Source organism: Actinomadura sp. NBRC 104425 (genome assembly GCF_030269545.1).
GTDB classification, from domain to species: Bacteria; Actinomycetota; Actinomycetes; order Streptosporangiales; family Streptosporangiaceae; genus Spirillospora; species Spirillospora keratinilytica.
The window spans coordinates 99,086-115,423 of the sequence record NZ_BSTN01000012.1; the positions used below are offsets into that span (position 1 = coordinate 99,086).

Consider the following 16,338-nt stretch of genomic DNA (forward strand, 5'->3'; position numbering starts at 1 on the left):
AAATTACAGGATGGCCTTTATTGTCCTTTGGATGTCGATCTTGTGGGCGAAACCGGGGTTCCCCCGAAATGTTCACAAAAGGCGAACGGGGCGTCGCGCGATCGCGCGACGCCCCGTTCGGCGGGATCTGCTCAGCCGGCGGTGCGGAACTTGTCGAAGCCGGGCAGGCGCCAGTCTCCCTGCGTCTGCTCCTGCGCCGTCGGACTCGCGGCGGACGCCGACTTGACGGACGCCGCCTCCTGGCCGGACGCGGGCTTGGCAGCGGACGGCTTGGCAGCGGACGGCTTGGCGGCGGGCTTGGCGGCGGTCGACGGCCGCTGCGCGGTGCCCTGGTCGGCCTTCTGCTGCCGCTGGTTGCCGGCGGGCCTGCCCAGCAGGCCGGCCAGCAGCTGGCGCAGCACGCCGCCGGCGCCCGCCTCCGGCGCGGGCCCGTCGGCCTGGGCCTTGGTCGACGCCTCGGCCGGGCGGGCGGGCCGGGCCGACTTACCGGGCGTCCGCGCGAGGCGGCCGTTGACCGGCGCGAAGTCCCCGGTCAGTGCGGTGTCGGAGGCGAACCGGAACTCCGGCGCGTCCTCGCCGCTGGACGTGGCGACATGCTTGTTGCCGGAGCAGTCGCGCGAGGACTTGGGCTTTTTGGTGGTGGTGCCCGAGCCTTGCCCGGTGGTGCTGTTGTTCACCTTGCAGTCGCTCTTGACCTCGGCGAACTGCTCCTGGGTGTGGTCCAGGCCGGCGGACCTGGGCTTGGTCGCCGTGTGGTAGGCCCCCAGGGCGCGGCGCGCCGTGAATTGGACGTCCGCGTGCCCGCCGCCCTTGACGGACCGGGCCTTACCGCCCACCCCCAGCATGCCGTCGACCGCCGCAGAGGGCCCCTTGGCGACCTTCCCGACGGCGGGCGCCACCGACACGGGGGCGAACGTGTCGATGCCCTCCCGGACGGGACCGCCGACCGACCCCTGACCGGCCAGCACCCCCGGTGCGGCGGCGACGGTCACGGCGGCGGCCACGGGGGCCAGTACCGCGCCCCTGAGCAGGCTCCTGACGGATCGATTCATACATCCCCCCGGCGTTTGGTCGTCTCGACCCTTTGCACGTGTGCGCGCCGCCGAACCGGTTCCTTTCACCGGACGCGGATTTCTGGCACACCGACGTACGGGGACGTTAATACGCCCCCGAGGGTCGCGGCACGAACCACCGGGTCGCTTGGCCAACGCGGAAGAAGATTTAGCGCAGCGATATACGCCGAATCGCAGCCCGTACGCGGTCTTGACCGTGCGGCGGAGAATCGTCCCGGCCGGTCATATCGGCCCGGCCGGGACGAAATACGGCCGCAAACACATTTCGCGCCCGGGCGGCTCCGGGGGGCGGCCGACCGATCCGAATCGGCGGGTCAGGACTCCCGGCCGAGGGCGATGGCCTCGTCGACCTCCTGCTTGCGGACGGCCAGCTCCTGCTCGTAACGCTCCCGGTCGACGGCGTCGGCGATCTCCTCGTCCTGACGCATCAGCGCGTCCAGATCGGCCTTGGCGTTGTCGAGGACGCCCATGTCGGCATAGGCGGACCGCACCTTCTCCCCCCACAGCCCGATGTCCTTTACACACGGGACGATCCGGCTGAACAACAGGGACTGGTACAGCGTGTACATCTCGGATTTCTCGACGTACTCCATGCACTCGTCCACGGGCAGGCCGAGGTTCTCGACCACCTCGCGGCCCTTGAACCGGTCGCGCATGAGGTAGCAGCCCTCGACGACGAACTCCTCGCGTTCGGCCCGCTCCTTCTCGGTGAGCTCGGCGTAGTAGTCCTTGAGCGCCAGGCGGCCGAACGCCACGTGCCGGGCCTCGTCCTGCATGACGTACGCCAGCAGCTGCTTGACCAGCGGGTTGGTCGCCATGTCCCGGTAGACGCCGAACGCGGCCAGCGCCAGCCCCTCGATGAGCACCTGCATGCCGAGGTACGGCAGGTCCCAGCGGCTGTCCTCCAGCGATTCGGCGAGCAGCTTGGCCAGGTCCTGGTTGATCGGGTAGTACATGCCGATCTTCTCGTTCAGGAACCGGGTGTACAGCTCGACGTGGCGCGCCTCGTCCATGGTCTGGGTGGCGGCGTAGAACTTGGAGTCCAGGTCGGGCACGGTCTGCACGATGCGGGCCGAGACGTTCAGCGCGCCCTGCTCACCGTGCAGGAACTGGCTGAACAGCCAGGAGCCCTGGTGGCGGCCGTACTCCTGGCGCTCCTTCTCGGTCATCCGGTCCCAGATGCGCGAGCCGAACAGCGGGTTGAACTGCTCGGGCAGGCCGACCACGTTGTTCGGGTCGACCTCCAGGTCCCAGTCGATGCGCTTCTGCGCGTCCCACTGCTTGTCCTTGCCCTTCTGGTACAGGCTGAGCAGCCGGTCGCGGCCGTCGTCGTACTCCCAGGTGAAGCGGGTGTCACCGGACATCGGGACGTTCCACGTCTCCTGGGGGACGGGGGTGGTGTAGAAGTCGAACGAAGTCACCGGGGTGCCTCCTCGGGCGTCGACGCCGCTGCCGCGACGCGAGGGGTTGTACCGCGAGCCTGGTACCGCCCACGCGCTTTACATCACTTCGTAACATGTAAAGCCCGCGAAGGCCATACCCCCGCGGCCGCGCACCGCGCCGCGGACGACCGGGGCACTACGATCGAAGACGTGCTCCGCCAGGTCGCCGCGCCGCTGCTCGGCATGGCGCTGACGCTGACCGCCTGCTCGGTGAACGGGTCGCGCGGCGCGTCGTCCGGGCGCCCGCCGACGAGCGCGGGCGGCACCGCCGCGGCGGCCGCCCCGAGCGCGGGGTGCAGGCGGACGCCCACCGCCACCAGCGGCCGGTACCGCTTCGGCGGGCGTTCGTACCTGCTGACGCTGCCGCGCTCCCGCGGCCGCACACCCGTCCCGCTGGTCCTCGACCTGCACGGACTGCGCTCCAACGGCTTTCAGGAGGCCGTTTACAGCCGGGTCGCGAGCCTGGGCGCGGCGCGCGGGTTCGCCGTCGTGGAACCGAACGGCGCGACCCAGCCCCGGGGCTGGCGGCTGCCCGGCATGGCGGACGGCACGGCGGACATCCGCTACATCCGCGACCTGCTCGACCACCTGGAGGGCACGCTGTGCGTGGACACGCGGCGCGAGTTCGCCACCGGGTTCTCCAACGGCGCGGGCATGTCGGCTGCGCTGGTGTGCGGGCTCGGCGGACGCCTGGCGGCCGTGGCGCCGGTGGCGGGCCTGAACCTGACGCGCCCGTGCGGCAACCCCCGGCCCACCACGATGCTCGTCTTCCACGGCACGGCCGACCCGATCGTCCCGTACGGCGGCGGCGCCCCGTACAAGGGCAACGTGGCGCGCGTCCCGGGCTGGATGCGCCCGGCGGGCGGCGGTTCGCTCGTCCTGCCGTCCGTGCGCGACCAGGTCGATCGCTGGGCGCGGTCGTTCGGCTGCGGACGCACCTCCCGGCGGCAGGCGGCCACGGGCGTCACCCTGGTGAGCCGCACCGGATGCCGAGACAGCGCCCGGGTGGACTTCTACACCGTGGCCGGCGGCGGCCACAGCTGGCCGGGCTCCCCCTCACTGGGCGCCGGCCCCAGCACCACGCGAATCGACGCAACCCGGATCATGCTGAACACGTTCGCCACGACAAGCTCCCGCCGAACGGACACAGCCGCAGACCACCCCGCACCACGCCCCGGCCAATAACCGCACACAACCCAGCACGAAAGACACCGGGCCGGCACCACCGCCCCGCCCCCGCAGAGCACCCGACACCGCGCCCCGGGCAACGACCGAACGGTCGGCCCGGTGCGAGGCGCCAGGGCCGGCAGCGGCCTGCGCACGGCGCCCCACGCCACGACCCCGACGATGGCTGAACACCGACCCGACGCCCGACGCCGGGCCCGCAGCGGCCGGCACACGTCCCCGCGGAGCGTCCGACGCACGGTTCCGGCAGCGACCCGCGCAGTCCTTGCGGGGCGCGGATCAGCGGTCGCTGATGTGGTGGGCGAGGTAGGCGTGAATCATCCGCTCGGCCTCGGCGACGATGGCCGGGTCGCCGTCGGGATCGCGGCGGAAGGCCATCTTGAGCACCGCATCGCCGGCCTCCACGGAGATGGCCAGCGCGCGGGCCAGCTCCGGGGTGTCGGCGACGCCGAACCGCTCCACGATCAGGGCGCGCAGCCGGTCGGCCACCACCGAGTTGTTGTCGGCGGCGGCGTCCAGCAGGTTGACGTCGGCGACGTCGCCGAAGCGCAGCACCCGGAAGCCGGGCACGGTGCGGTGCATGTCCACGAAGATTTCGATGACGGCGCCGACCGTGTCGGACCAGTGGTCGAAGTCGCCCTCGGCCAGCCGCCGGGAGACCCGCTCGCCGAACCGGTCCAGGTTGCGCAGGGCCAGCGCCTGCGCCACGGCCCGCTTATCGGGGAAGAACTGGTACACCGAGCCGATCGCCACCTCGGCGCGTTGGGCGATGCGCGTGGTGGTCAGTCCGTCATAGCCGTCCTCGTCCAGGATTTCGGCGCAGGCGTCGAGCATGCGCTGCACGCGTTCGGCACTGCGGCGTTGGGCGGGACGGCGGCGCAACGGCGTACGAAGCTCGGTCACCCGACCATTGTCTCCTGTGCGGAGCGGGTGCCGCACCGCTACGCGTGCCCGTCCGGACCAGCCGTTTCCGCCGGACGCGGACGTCTGGTGGACGGAACGTCCAACCCCTACGATCCGAACAATATTCGCGTTTGACCAGGGGGTGGCGATGGGGCTTCCGGACGGGTTCCAGTGGGGCGTGGCGACCTCCGCGTACCAGATCGAAGGCGCCGTCGACGAGGACGGCCGCGGCCCGTCGACCTGGGACGCGTTCTGCCGCGAACCCGGCCGGGTCCGCGACGGCCACACCGGCGACGTCGCCTGCGACCACTACCACCGCTGGCCCGAGGACGTGCGGCTGCTCGCCGGCCTCGGTGTGGACGCCTACCGGTTCTCGATCGCGTGGCCGCGCGTGCAGCCCACCGGACGCGGCCCCGCCAACCCCGTCGGCCTGGACTTCTACGACCGTCTCGTGGACGCCCTGCTGGACCGCGGCATCGCCCCCGCCGCCACCCTCTACCACTGGGACCTGCCCCAGCCGCTGGAGGACGACGGCGGCTGGATGAACCGCGACACCGCCTACCGGTTCGCCGAGTACGCCTACCTGGCCGCCGAACGCCTCGCCGACCGGGTGTCGATGTGGATCACGCTGAACGAGCCCGTCGTCGTCACCGCGTACAGCTACGCGCGTGGCCTGTACGCGCCGGGCCGGGCGCTCGGCATGGCCGCCCTGCCCACCGCGCATCACCAGCTGCTCGGCCACGGCCTGGCGGTCACCGCGCTGCGCGGACGCGGCGCCCGCGCGGTCGGCATCACCAACCACTACTCGCCCGCGCGGCCCGCCGACCCGTCCTCCCCGGGCGACCGAGCCGCCGCCGACACCTTCGACGCGCTGCTGAACCGCCTGTTCACCGACCCCGTCCTGCTCGGCCGCCTCCCCGACCCGGCGGCCGACGGCCTCGCCGCGCACATCCGCGACCAGGACCTGCCCGTCATCGCCGCGCCGATCGACTTTCTGGGCGTCAACTACTACCAGCCGACCTGGCTGCACGCCCCCGCCCCTGATGCGCCGCTGCCGTTCGACGAGGCGCCGCCTCCCGACGGGCATCCGGTCACCGGCATGGGCTGGCCGATCGCCCCGGACGGACTGCTGTCGCTGCTGCGCACGCTCAAGGAACGCTACGGGCCCGCACTGCCGCCGCTGTACGTCACCGAGAACGGCTGCTCGTTCTCCGACGAACCCGGCCCGGACGGACGCGTGGACGACGACGCCCGCATCGACTACCTGGACGCGCACATCGCGGCCGTGCGCACCGCGATCGACGAGGGCGTGGACGTCCGCGGCTACTTCGTGTGGTCGCTGCTCGACAACTTCGAATGGGCCGAGGGCTATCACCCGCGTTTCGGCCTCGTCCACGTCGACTACGCGACGCAGCGCCGGACTCCGAAGAAGTCCTACGCCTGGTACCGCGACCTGATCGCCGCCGCGCGCCGCGCCTGACCGGGACAGTTCCCGCCGGGCGCGGTCGTCCCCGGCCGGTGAGGGCCGCTCAGGGGGTGGCGGACAGGCCGGTGCAGCCGCGCAGACCGTTGTAGCGCTTGAGCTCCGCCGTCGCCGCCGCGCCCGTCAGCAGGCGCGGCAGCCCGGCGGAGATGCGGGCGGGCTTCCACTTCGCCGCGGTGATCCTGCCGTTCTCGGCCCGCAGCACCAGCACCCCCGAGTTGGCGGTCTGGCCGCGGGCGGACGAGAACACGAAGTTGCCCAGCCCGTAGTGGACGTACTTGCCCTCCATGAAGCCGCCGCCCAGCGGGATGTGCGCGTGCCCGCCGACGATCACGTCGGCACCCGCGTCGATGAGCTGCTTGGCCAGCTCCTTCTGCCGGGGCAGCGGGCACGGCTGCAGCTCGGCGCCCCAGTGCAGGTGGACGATGACCAGGTCGGCGCCCTTGCGGGCCTCGCGGACGGCGCGCACCATGCGCGGCACGTTCTTCGCCGACGCCAGGCCGCCCTTGGTGTCGGTGGCCGTCCACGCCGGGATCAGGTGGTCGTCCAGCACCTGGGTGGCGCCGACGATCGCCAGCCGGTTGCCCTTCACGGTGACCCGGTACGCGCGGTACGCCTCGTCGGCGTTGCGTCCGATGCCCACGGTGGGGAATCCGGTGCGGCGGATCGCCTGGAGGGAGTCGCGCAGGCCCGTCTCCATGAAGTCCATGCCGTGGTTGTTGGCCATGGAGGTGACGTCCACGCCCGCGGCCTTCAACGCGGTGAACGCCGACGCGGGGGCGCGGAAGGTGAACTGCTTGCCCGGCGCGGGCGTGCCGCGCGTCGTGATGGCCGTCTCCAGGTTCACCATCGCCAGGTCGGCGGCGCGCAGCGTCTTGGCGATGGGGCCGAGCGCGGTGGACGGCTGCGCCAGCCGCGCGCGCAGGTGGTCTTCGAAGTGCACGTCCCCGCCGAACGCCAGGGTGATCGGCTGCTTGGCCGCAGCTGCGGTGGACGGCGCCGCCGTACGGGACGCCGATGGCGGGGCGGATGTATTCCCCTCGGCCTCGGCCTCGTCGGACCGGCCGCCGCACGCCGTCAGGGCCAGCGCTCCCGCCATGACCGTCGCAAGCGCAGCGTACTTCCGTCTGATCACTGAACTCCCCCGTTCGCCGGCACAAGCATGCCACGGGTCCGGCGCGTGTTCCGGCGAGCGGTGCGGCCATATGCGGCTAATGGAGGATGTCGGGGAACGCGCCCTCGCTGTCGCTGCCGGCGCTGCCCGGGCCGCGGTTGAGGTTCAGCGTCCGGTCGACTTCGAGAATGCTGTCGTTCCCGCTGTCGGCGCCGGTGTTGTTGAAGACGACGACGCTCGGCGCGCAGTTGCAGACCACGTCGGCCGCCGCGGACGGCGCCGAGACGAGGGCGACGGCGCCCAGCAGCACCGCGCCGACCAGAACCTTGCCGATGACGTGCATGAGTACTCCTGTCGAGGTGAGGCGAGACCCGACCCGCCGGTCAGGCCGGGTACGCGGGTTCAGCGGGGCCCACCCGCCGGGGCCGAACGCGCCAGCCGCTGGGCCAGCCATGTGCAGACCAGCAACTGGAGTTGGTGGTAGAGCATCAGCGGCAGCACCGTGATGCCGACGACCGCGCCGGGGAACAGCACGGTGGCCATGGGCAGCCCGCTGGCCAGGCTCTTCTGCGAGCCGCAGAACAGGACCGCGACGCGGTCGCCGTGCGCGAAGCCCAGGCCGCGGGAGACCAGCGCCGAGCACGCCGGCACACACGCCAGCAGCCCGGCGACGACCGCAAGCAGCGCGGGCAGGTCCGCTGGAGCCACCCGGCCCCAGACGCCGCCGGTCACGCCCTTGCCGAACGCGGTGTAGACGGCCAGCACGATGACGGCACGGTCGAACATGGCCAGCCGCGCCGTCCACGCCTGCGCCCGCTCGTCCCCCAGCAGCCCGCGCGCCGCCTGCCCGGCCGCGAACGGCACCAGCAGCACGAGCACGGTGTCAACGACGACCGACAGCGGCAGGCCGCCGTCGCCCACCGAGAGCATCCCGGCCACCAGCACGGGTGTCAGCACAACGCCCAGCAGGTTGGACAGCGAGGCGCTGCAGATGGCGGCCGCCTCATTGCCGCGGGCCAGCGAGGTCAGCATGATCGAAGACTGGACGGTGGACGGCAGCACGCACAGGAACACCACGCCCGCGGCCAGCACGTCGGGCACCAGCGGCGCGCACCCGAACGCCAGCAACGGGAAGAGCCCGAAGGTGATCGCCAATATCACCCCGTGCAGCCGCCAGTCGCGCATGCTCGCCACCGCCCGCCGGGTGGGCAGCCGCACGCCGTACAGAAAGAACAGGCCGGTGATCGCCACGTCCACGCCCCGATCGAGCCATTCCGCCGCCTCACCACGGGCCGGAACCAGCGCAGCGGCCGCCACCGCCCCGAGAACGGCCGCGACGAACGGCTCGACCCGCACCCGCCGGACCACCGCCCCGACGAGTCTGTGCACCGCCCGGAACGACCGCGCCGAGCCGCTGCGGAGGGGGGTAGGGGCGGTCCTGGCCGTCCGGCGCGTGGCCACCCGCGTGGGGTGGGAGGTTGCGCGGGGGGCACGGTGAACTCTGGTTGGTCACATCGTCGACCCTGCGGTCTGCCTGGGCGACCGGAAGTCTCGGGAACGGTGACGGCTGATGTTCTTTTCGAGCAGGGCGAGGGCCTCCTGGACACCGACGGCGCCGGAGCCGTCGGCCACCTCGGGCAGCCGCCCCTCGTTGAGCTTGAGTTCGAGCAGCGCCTCGTCCATCGCGCGCTGCGCGGCGAACAGGCACGGCGTGCTGTAGATGGCCACGTCCACGCCGAGTTCGGCCAGCTCGGGCAGGGACAGGCGCGGAGAGCGACCGCCGGCGATCTGGTTGAACAGCAGCGGCTTGCCGCCGATGACCGCGCGGACCTTGTCGATCCAGTCGACGCTGCGCACGCCGTCGACCAGGATGACGTCGGCGTCGGTCTCGGCCAGCGCCCGGGCGCGGCGCAGGATCTCCTCCTCGGTGGTGGCGTCGGTGCGGGCCACCACGACCAGGTCGCGGCGGGTCTGCAGCACCAGCTCCAGCTTCTCCAGGTACTCCTCCAGCGGGAGGATGCGCTTGCCGTCGACGTGGCCGCAGCGGCGGGGCCGGGCCTGGTCCTCCAGGATCACCCCGGACGCGTCGGCCATCTCCAGCTGCTCGACGACGTGGCAGGCGACCTCCGGGTCGACGTAGCCGTCGTCGATGTCGACCAGCAGGTGGTGTCCGGGGAAGGCCAGGCGCAGCCGCTGGACGAAGGCCACCATGTCGGGCCAGGCGATGAACCCGATGTCGGGCAGGCCGTAGTGGGAGGCCGCGAACCCGAATCCGGAGACGAACATCCCGTCGTAGTGCTTGGCGGCGACGGACGCGGAGAACATGTCGAACACCCCGATCAGCGGGGTGGTGCCCTCCCCCTTGATGTCGCGCCGCAGTGCGGTTCCGTAGCCCATGGTCATGTTCCGTGACTTCTCCCTCCCGGCGTCTGCGCCCGATCGAGAACAGGTGGCGGCGCACATCGCGCACGACCGACCGGCGGTCGAGCTGCATCTTCATGTCGCCGCATGAATAGTCACTCATACGGAGCCGATGCTTACCAGTTACCGAGTGGATACAGAGAGTAAAAGAACATTTGCAAACTGTGGCCACCCCTTGCCCTTTCCTGTAGGCGGAGCGTCAGGGGGTGATTGTCGTTTTGCACGCCCCCGCCCACGCCGAGAAGCCCGTCGCGTACGGCGCTCCGGCGATGCCCGCTAGGGCATGTTTCGAACTCGGCCAGAGCCGTTCGTTGATGGCGGCGATATGGACGGTGGCCTGGTAGCGGACGCCGAGCTCGCCGAACCCGGACGGTCGGCCGCCGCGGACGCCGGGTCGGCGCCGGCGGTCGGCCTGATTCACAGATCGTGGCCGCGATGCCTCACTGCGTCCGGCGTGCGACATGCCGCCACTCATCACACTTCGAAACAGGTCCTAGCGCCCCGCCCACCCGACGGCGGACGGCCGACGCACTGACGAGACCACCGGCTCGCGCCGCCGACGACCTCTCCGACCACTCTCCGTGACCGCCGCCCGAAGGTGTCCGATTATGCAGATCAGGGCGGGACCGAGCAGCACCCCACAACTCTGGGGCTCCTCAAAGACTTGAATGATTCAGATTTAGCCGGGTATGTTGGCGGCATGACCGATCCCGCGTTCCAGACCGCCGCCGCCCAGCTGCGGCAGGCCGGCCTGCGGGTGACGGCCGCCAGGGTCGCGATCCTGGAGACCGTCCGGACCGGTGACCACCTCGGTGTCGAGGCCGTCGCCGGAGGCGTGCGCAAGCGCGTCGGGCATGTCTCCCTGCAGGCGGTGTACGAGGCCCTGCACGCGCTGACCGCGGCGGGACTGGTCCGCCGGATCGAACCGGCCGGCGGCCCGGCCCGGTTCGAGGGACGGGTCGGTGACAACCACCACCACCTGGTCTGCCGCCGGTGCGGAGCGGTCAGCGACGTCGACTGCGTCGTGGGACGCGCCCCGTGCCTGCGACCGTCCGACACCGCCGGATACGTGGTCGACGAAGCGGAGGTCACGTTCTGGGGGCTGTGCCCGGACTGCCGTGACAGGCTCGTGGACGACCTGTCCGACACCGCCCTGTCCGACACCGCCGCGGCGGTGTCACCGGGTGCACCGTCCACCGCCCGCGGATCCGAATAGCCAACGAGACACGGAGGAACCGCGTTCATGACCGACAGGCCCACCACCACGACCGACGCCGGCATCCCGGCGCCGAGCGACGAGCATTCGCAGTCCGTCGGGCCCAACGGCCCGCTGCTGCTGCAGGACCACTACCTGATCCAGAAGATGGCGCACTTCAACCGCGAACGCGTGCCCGAGCGGGTCGTGCACGCCAAGGGCGGCGGTGCGTACGGGGTCCTGGAGATCACCGAGGACGTCAGCCAGTTCACCAAGGCCAAGCTGTTCCAGAAGGGCGCCCGCACCGAATCGCTGGTGCGCTTCAGCAGCGTCGCGGGCGAGCTGGGCAGCGCGGACGCCGGACGCGACCCGCGCGGCTTTGCGATCAAGTTCTACACCGAGGACGGCAACTACGACCTCGTCGGCAACAACACCCCGATCTTCTTCATCCGGGACCCGCAGAAGTTCTCCGACTTCATCCACTCGCAGAAGCGGCGCGCCGACAACCACCTGCGCGACCACAACATGCAGTGGGACTTCTGGACGCTGTCGCCCGAGTCGGCCCACCAGGTCACCTTCCTGATGACCGACCGCGGCACCCCGGCCAGCTGGCGCCACATGAACGGGTACGGCTCGCACACGTTCCTCTGGTACAACGCCGCCGGCGACAAGTACTGGGTGAAGTACCACTTCAAGACCGACCAGGGCATCAAGAACTTCACCGCGGAGGAGGCCGACCGCCAGCCCCCGGACGTCCACATCAAGGACCTGTACGAGGCCGTCAAGCGGGGCGACTACCCGTCCTGGACCGTCCAGGTGCAGATCATGCCGTTCGAGGAGGCGGCCGACTACCGGTTCAACCCGTTCGACCTGACCAAGGTCTGGCCGCACGCGGACTACCCGCCGATCACCATCGGCAAGTGGACGCTCACCCGCAACCCGGAGAACTACTTCGCCGAGATCGAGCAGGCCGCGTTCGAACCGGCCAACTTCGTGCCCGGCATCGGCCCGTCCCCGGACAAGATGCTGCAGGGGCGGCTGTTCTCCTACCCCGACGCCCACCGCTACCGCATCGGCCCGAACTACCTGCAGCTGCCGGTCAACCGGCCGAAGACCGAGGTGCACTCGTACAACTTCGACGGCCCGATGGCGTACCGGAACCCGAAGGACCCGGTGTACGCGCCGAACTCCTTCGGCGGCCCGGTCGCCGACCCCGAGCTGTGGAAGGGCGAGTCCTACGAGGTGGCGGGCGAGATCGTGCGCAGCGCCTACACCCTGCACCGCGAGGACGACGACTACGTCCAGCCGCGCGCCCTGTGGGAGAAGGTGCTGTCGGACGTCGACCGCGACCACCTGGTGAGCAACATCGTCGGCCACGCCTCGGCGCCCGAGGTCACCGCCGACATGAAGAAGCGCATCGTGGAGTACTGGCGCAACGTCCACAAGGACCTCGGCGACCGCGTCGCCGCGGGCCTGGGCGTCAACGGCTCCTGAGCACGCCATCCCCTCCCGGATCGAGGCAGGGGCGGCTCCCGCACTCGGGGCCGCCCCTGCCTCTTCTTCACGCGGACACCGAACAGACACATACCGCCGGACAGCGCACACGTGTCCGACCGGCCCTACCGCAACAGCGGCCAGGCGCGCCCGCTTCTGGCGGCTGGGCGGCAGCCCCCCGCCCACACCAGGTCGGCGCCCCGTGCCGGGCCTGTGGTGGCGGTAACCACCACAGACTCGGCCAGCACATCCCCGCCAGGCTGCGTCCCCAGCAGCCACACCACACCCTGCCGCAACGGCGGCCAAGCGTGAGTCATGCTGCCCACCACTGCCAGCCCAGGCGAAGCCGTGGCCGCCACACAGCAAGACCGCCACCACAGGTTCGGCGGGCGCATCCCTCTGGAAAGCACACACGGTGGCCGCAATCGTCGGGCCGACTCTGCCACAGCAGCGGCAAGGTGTGGGAGCGCGACCCGCCTGCCGCCACCGGCCCAGGCGAGGCGGTGGCCGCCGCACCGCGAGGACGCCGCACCGGTCGCTCACGCGGGCGTGTCTCGCACCCTGGGGGCGGTCATCGCTGGCCGGGGGCCAGTTCGTAGGGCGGGGTGTGGGTTTCGACTCCGTCCGGTTCCGGTTGCGGGGGCAGGCCGGCGGTCGCCGCCGGGGTCCGGGCGGGCTGCCCGGCGGGCGCGGCGCCGGCGAACGCCTTGGCGAAGGACTGCAGGGCGGCCGTCATCTCGCTGGGGACGACGAAGAACGTGCTGCCCTCCCCCTGCGCCAGCTTCGGCAGCATCTGCAGGTACTGGTAGGCCAGCAGCTTGGGATCGGCGTCGTTGTCGTGGACGGACCGGAACACCCGCTCCACCGCGATGGCCTGTCCCTCGGCCTCCAGGACGGCCGACCGCTTGGCGCCCTCGGCCTTGAGAATCGCCGCCTGCTTCTCCCCCTCCGCGGTGAGGATCTTGGATTGCCGGATGCCCTCGGCGGTCAGGATCGTGGCGCGCCGCTCCCGTTCGGCGCGCATCTGCTTCTCCATGGCGTCCTTGATCGTCACCGGCGGTTCGATCGCCTTGATCTCCACGCGGGTGACCCGGATGCCCCACTTGCCGGAGGCGTCGTCCAGCACCCCGCGCAGCGCGGTGTTGATCCGGTCCCGGGAGGTCAGCGTCTCCTCCAGGTCCAGGGTGCCGATGACGTTGCGCAGCGTGGTGGCGGTGAGCTGCTCGATCGCCTTGATGTAGTCGACGATCTCGTAGTCGGCCGCGCGCGGGTCGGTGACCTGGAAGAACAGCACGGTGTCGATGTGCACCACCACGTTGTCCTCGGTGATCACCGGTTGCCCCTTGAACGAGACCACCTGTTCGCGCAGGTCGATCAGGGGCTTGACCCGGTCCACGAACGGGACGACGAAGCTGATCCCCGGCTGGAGCGTGCGGTGATAGCGGCCGAGCCGCTCCACGTTGCGCGCCCTGGCCTGCGGGATGATCCACATCGACCGCATCACCGTGATGCCCAGCACCAGCACCCCGGCGATCACCACCACCAGGAGCGCCAGGGCGATGTCGGTCATGACGTCTCCTTCCCGGTCCCCCTGTCAGCCGCCGTCTCCCCGGCGGTGTCACGTCCCCCCGGGCCGCCGGTCGTCGTGGGGTAGAGGAGGGCCGTGGCTCCCTCGATGGCCAGGACGTCGGCGGTGGCGCCGGCGGGGATGACCGCGGCCGGGTCGTAGGGGCGGGCCGACCACTCCTCGCCGCCGATGCGCACCCGGCCGCCCGTGCGGCTGACCTCGGTAAGCGTGTACGCCTCGCGGCCGACCAGGGCGGCGGTGCCGGAGCGCAGCGGGGGCGGCTGCCGGACGTGCCGGCGCACCACCGGGCGGACGACCACCAGCCCGGCGACCGAGACGACGGCGAACACCGCGGCCTGGGCGCCCGCCGGCAGCCCGAGTGCGCCGGTCAGGCCCGCGACCAGGGCGGCGACGGCCAGCAGGCCGAGCGCCAGCGTGAGCGTGAGCAGTTCGGCGATCCCGAGCAGCGCGGCGGCCAGCAGCCAGATGACCCACGCCTCCATCGCAACCACCTTGTTGCGCTCGAAGTCCTATTTGTCACGGTATCTCCGATTAGTTCCCCGGGGCCATGGGGGGCGCTGCCGGGCTTTCGCATGTCCGGCGCGTCCGGAACGGGGGTTTAGGTCCCACTACCGCCAGGTACGTAAGAGTGACCGCGCGGGCCGCGGCAGATCGTGGACGGCCGGAGAGCGCCCAGGGTGGCCGCGGATGACCGGGGGGACTACTGTCGCAGACGGGCGAGCCGCGAGGCCGATTCGGGACCGCGTACCCGAGGAGGGACATGAACCGACGGGCGAGCAACATCTTCCGGCGCGGCCCCCGGCCGTCGGTCCGGTCGCACCCTGTGGAGATGGTGGAGGGCCTGGAGCACGCCAGCGCCCTGGACCGCGTCATCCGCGGCGTGTCCACCGTCGTACGGCGGACACTGCGCCCCGGCCCGGCCAAAGACCTGCTGCACGGGGTCCCGTTCGGCCACCCGGCCCATCCGCCGCTGACCGACCTGCCGATGGGCTGCTGGATGTCGGCCGCCGTGCTGGACCTGATGCCCCCGGCCGCCGGCACGCAGCGCGCATCCCGGGCGCTGGTCGCGGCGGGTCTGTCCACGGCTGTGCCGACCGCGCTGACCGGGCTGGCCGACTGGTCGGTGCTGCACCGCGAGCAGCAGCGGGTCGGTGTGGTGCACGCGGTGAGCACGGCGACGGCGACGGCCCTGTACGCGGCGTCGCTGGTGGCGCGCCGGCGGGGCCGGGAGGTCGTCGGGCGGACGCTCGGGTTCGTCGGGCTGACCGCACTGCTGGCCGGCGGCTACCTCGGGGGGCACCTGGCGTTCCGCCAGGCCGCCGGGGCCAGTCACGCCGACCAGATCGCGCACCTGGTGCCGCTGGGCTGGCACGACCTGTGCCCGGTGACAGAGCTGCCGGACGGGTGGCCGGTGCTGCGCCGCCTGGGCTACATCAGCCTGTTCGTCCTGCGCGAGGGCGACGACATCCACGTCCTGGCCGACCGCTGCAGTCACCTGGCGGGGCCGCTGCACCAGGGCCGCATCATCACCGACGACAAGGCCGAGACCTGTGTCGTCTGCCCCTGGCACGGCAGCACGTTCCGGGTGCGCGACGGCTCGGTCGTGCGGGGCCCGGCCACAGGACGCCAGCCCGCCTTCGAGTCCCGAGTGACAGAAGGCACCGTCCAAGTACGCGCCATCCCGTAACCCACCCCACACGCCACAGAACTCCCACAGCCGGGCGATGTCCCGGTGGCCGTCGGCGGGCCCCCAACCGCCGACGACGAAAAGCGTCTTGATGACGGCCGTCGCGATACGGCCGCAGCGCATGACATGGGTGCTCGCGGAAGTCTCAGAACGGGGACCTGTGGCGGCCGACGTAACGGGGCCTCCGGCGGTCGGCGACCACCAGCACCGCGGCTCCGGCCGGCAGACCGAAGCCGACCGCGGCGACCAGCACGATCGCGAAAGTCAGCATCGGCCGTCCCCCTCGCCGCGCAGGTAGGCGCGCCGCCGCTCGACGGCCTTCGCGTCGCCCGTCTTCATCGGGAGCCGCGCCCACAGCGCATCGAGGCGCCGCGTCTCGCGGATGCAGGCGGCGCGGTCCGGCCCGAAGGCGCGCAGCTCCACTCCCACCGCGAGTTCGCCGGGGGTCGGAGGCTGCGTGAGACTCGCGGTCCAGTACCCGCCTTCCTCGACGTACTCCGGCTCACTCCAGCGCCGGGACACGCCAGACGTAGCATTGCGGTCCAAGGTCGGTCGCCTCCCTACAAGGCGGTCGATCCAGGCCCCGCACGGCGGTCGCGTCGCCGTGTCGGGGCCGTCTTTGTGTACCCAGTGTTCTGCTCCGTTATACGTCATGCTAGTGCGGACAGCCCATTATGGCTCGTCTAGCACGTCCTATTACGTTCTAACCTGGCTAGGTGGGACGGCTCGACTTCGACCAAGATCCGCGGCCTA

The 16,338-nt window shown here is 71.4% G+C and carries 16 protein-coding genes; 5 read left to right on the forward strand and 11 right to left on the reverse strand.

The features are described from left to right. Positions 1-131: 131 nt before the first annotated feature. Together QSK22_RS19515 and QSK22_RS19520 are read right to left on the reverse strand one after the other, a co-directional pair. Positions 132-1,052: a hypothetical protein gene (locus QSK22_RS19515; RefSeq protein ID WP_285495669.1), complete on the reverse strand. Its 921-nt coding sequence runs from the start codon at positions 1,050-1,052 to the stop codon at positions 132-134. Positions 1,053-1,387: 335 nt separating this feature from the next. Then, positions 1,388-2,494 (reverse strand): ferritin-like domain-containing protein, encoded by a 1,107-nt coding sequence (locus QSK22_RS19520; RefSeq protein ID WP_285495670.1) that lies wholly within the window; start codon positions 2,492-2,494, stop codon positions 1,388-1,390. Positions 2,495-2,665: 171 nt separating this feature from the next. On the opposite strand from QSK22_RS19520, the gene QSK22_RS19525 reads away from it, so the two are divergent. Then, positions 2,666-3,700 (forward strand): CE1 family esterase, encoded by a 1,035-nt coding sequence (locus QSK22_RS19525; protein WP_285495671.1) that lies wholly within the window; start codon positions 2,666-2,668, stop codon positions 3,698-3,700. 279 nt (positions 3,701-3,979) lie between these two features. On the opposite strand, the gene QSK22_RS19530 is transcribed toward QSK22_RS19525, so the two are convergent. Continuing rightward, the gene (locus tag QSK22_RS19530) at positions 3,980-4,603 is read right to left on the reverse strand and encodes a TetR/AcrR family transcriptional regulator (protein WP_285495672.1); all 624 of its coding nucleotides are present in this window, start codon (positions 4,601-4,603) and stop codon (positions 3,980-3,982) included. Between the two features lie 148 nt (positions 4,604-4,751). Here QSK22_RS19530 and QSK22_RS19535 point away from each other — a divergent pair, with 148 nt between their 5' ends. Further along, positions 4,752-6,083 carry a GH1 family beta-glucosidase gene (locus QSK22_RS19535; protein WP_285495673.1) on the forward strand — a complete coding sequence of 444 codons (1,332 nt, stop codon included), beginning with the start codon at positions 4,752-4,754 and terminating at the stop codon, positions 6,081-6,083. A 49-nt stretch (positions 6,084-6,132) separates the two neighbouring features. On the opposite strand, the gene QSK22_RS19540 is transcribed toward QSK22_RS19535, so the two are convergent. The 4 genes from QSK22_RS19540 to QSK22_RS19555 all read right to left on the reverse strand — a co-directional run bounded on the left by QSK22_RS19540 (position 6,133) and on the right by QSK22_RS19555 (position 9,603). Then, positions 6,133-7,185, reverse strand: coding sequence for a CapA family protein (locus tag QSK22_RS19540; protein ID WP_502872338.1), 1,053 nt, complete (start codon positions 7,183-7,185; stop codon positions 6,133-6,135). Positions 7,186-7,297: 112 nt separating this feature from the next. After that, positions 7,298-7,543, reverse strand: coding sequence for a hypothetical protein (locus tag QSK22_RS19545; RefSeq protein WP_285495675.1), 246 nt, complete (start codon positions 7,541-7,543; stop codon positions 7,298-7,300). Positions 7,544-7,602: 59 nt separating this feature from the next. Continuing rightward, entirely contained in the window at positions 7,603-8,589 is a 987-nt protein-coding gene (locus QSK22_RS19550; RefSeq protein WP_285495676.1) for a bile acid:sodium symporter family protein, read from the reverse strand. 120 nt (positions 8,590-8,709) lie between these two features. Further along, positions 8,710-9,603 (reverse strand): isocitrate lyase/PEP mutase family protein, encoded by an 894-nt coding sequence (locus QSK22_RS19555; RefSeq protein WP_285495677.1) that lies wholly within the window; start codon positions 9,601-9,603, stop codon positions 8,710-8,712. 718 nt (positions 9,604-10,321) lie between these two features. Between QSK22_RS19555 and QSK22_RS19560 the strand changes: the two genes are divergently transcribed. After that, positions 10,322-10,837 carry a Fur family transcriptional regulator gene (locus QSK22_RS19560; RefSeq protein WP_285495678.1) on the forward strand — a complete coding sequence of 172 codons (516 nt, stop codon included), beginning with the start codon at positions 10,322-10,324 and terminating at the stop codon, positions 10,835-10,837. Positions 10,838-10,864: 27 nt separating this feature from the next. After that, on the forward strand, positions 10,865-12,310 hold the full coding sequence (locus QSK22_RS19565; RefSeq protein WP_285495679.1) for a catalase: 1,446 nt from the start codon (positions 10,865-10,867) through the stop codon (positions 12,308-12,310). Positions 12,311-12,881: 571 nt separating this feature from the next. Here the strand turns inward: QSK22_RS19565 and QSK22_RS19570 are convergent. Both QSK22_RS19570 and QSK22_RS19575 read right to left on the reverse strand, forming a co-directional pair. Beyond that, entirely contained in the window at positions 12,882-13,880 is a 999-nt protein-coding gene (locus QSK22_RS19570; RefSeq protein WP_285495680.1) for an SPFH domain-containing protein, read from the reverse strand. Then, complete coding sequence (locus QSK22_RS19575) at positions 13,877-14,380, reverse strand: NfeD family protein (RefSeq protein ID WP_285495681.1); 504 nt, start codon at positions 14,378-14,380, stop codon at positions 13,877-13,879. Before QSK22_RS19575 ends, QSK22_RS19570 begins: the two co-directional genes overlap by 4 nt. Positions 14,381-14,658: 278 nt before the next feature. Here QSK22_RS19575 and QSK22_RS19580 point away from each other — a divergent pair, with 278 nt between their 5' ends. Beyond that, the gene (locus tag QSK22_RS19580; RefSeq protein WP_285495682.1) at positions 14,659-15,585 is read left to right on the forward strand and encodes a Rieske (2Fe-2S) protein; all 927 of its coding nucleotides are present in this window, start codon (positions 14,659-14,661) and stop codon (positions 15,583-15,585) included. Between the two features lie 145 nt (positions 15,586-15,730). On the opposite strand, the gene QSK22_RS19585 is transcribed toward QSK22_RS19580, so the two are convergent. Both QSK22_RS19585 and QSK22_RS19590 read right to left on the reverse strand, forming a co-directional pair. Then, positions 15,731-15,856 carry a hypothetical protein gene (locus tag QSK22_RS19585; RefSeq protein WP_285495683.1) on the reverse strand — a complete coding sequence of 42 codons (126 nt, stop codon included), beginning with the start codon at positions 15,854-15,856 and terminating at the stop codon, positions 15,731-15,733. Then, positions 15,850-16,131 (reverse strand): hypothetical protein, encoded by a 282-nt coding sequence (locus QSK22_RS19590; RefSeq protein ID WP_285495684.1) that lies wholly within the window; start codon positions 16,129-16,131, stop codon positions 15,850-15,852. The genes QSK22_RS19585 and QSK22_RS19590 overlap by 7 nt, the downstream gene beginning before the upstream one ends. Between the last annotated feature and the right edge of the window lie 207 nt (positions 16,132-16,338).

Bases quoted from the DNA above. Each gene is read 5' to 3' on its own strand.
- QSK22_RS19535 (WP_285495673.1), top strand. From the start codon at position 4,752: ATGGGGCTTCCGGACGGGTTCCAGTGGGGCGTGGCGACCTCCGCGTAC.
- QSK22_RS19515 (WP_285495669.1), bottom strand. From the start codon at position 1,052: ATGAATCGATCCGTCAGGAGCCTGCTCAGGGGCGCGGTACTGGCCCCC.
- QSK22_RS19575 (WP_285495681.1), bottom strand. From the start codon at position 14,380: ATGGAGGCGTGGGTCATCTGGCTGCTGGCCGCCGCGCTGCTCGGGATC.
- QSK22_RS19540 (WP_502872338.1), bottom strand. From the start codon at position 7,185: ATGGCGGGAGCGCTGGCCCTGACGGCGTGCGGCGGCCGGTCCGACGAG.
- QSK22_RS19555 (WP_285495677.1), bottom strand. From the start codon at position 9,603: ATGACCATGGGCTACGGAACCGCACTGCGGCGCGACATCAAGGGGGAG.
- QSK22_RS19560 (WP_285495678.1), top strand. From the start codon at position 10,322: ATGACCGATCCCGCGTTCCAGACCGCCGCCGCCCAGCTGCGGCAGGCC.
- QSK22_RS19580 (WP_285495682.1), top strand. From the start codon at position 14,659: ATGAACCGACGGGCGAGCAACATCTTCCGGCGCGGCCCCCGGCCGTCG.
- QSK22_RS19585 (WP_285495683.1), bottom strand. From the start codon at position 15,856: ATGCTGACTTTCGCGATCGTGCTGGTCGCCGCGGTCGGCTTCGGTCTG.
- QSK22_RS19565 (WP_285495679.1), top strand. From the start codon at position 10,865: ATGACCGACAGGCCCACCACCACGACCGACGCCGGCATCCCGGCGCCG.
- QSK22_RS19570 (WP_285495680.1), bottom strand. From the start codon at position 13,880: ATGACCGACATCGCCCTGGCGCTCCTGGTGGTGGTGATCGCCGGGGTG.
- QSK22_RS19545 (WP_285495675.1), bottom strand. From the start codon at position 7,543: ATGCACGTCATCGGCAAGGTTCTGGTCGGCGCGGTGCTGCTGGGCGCC.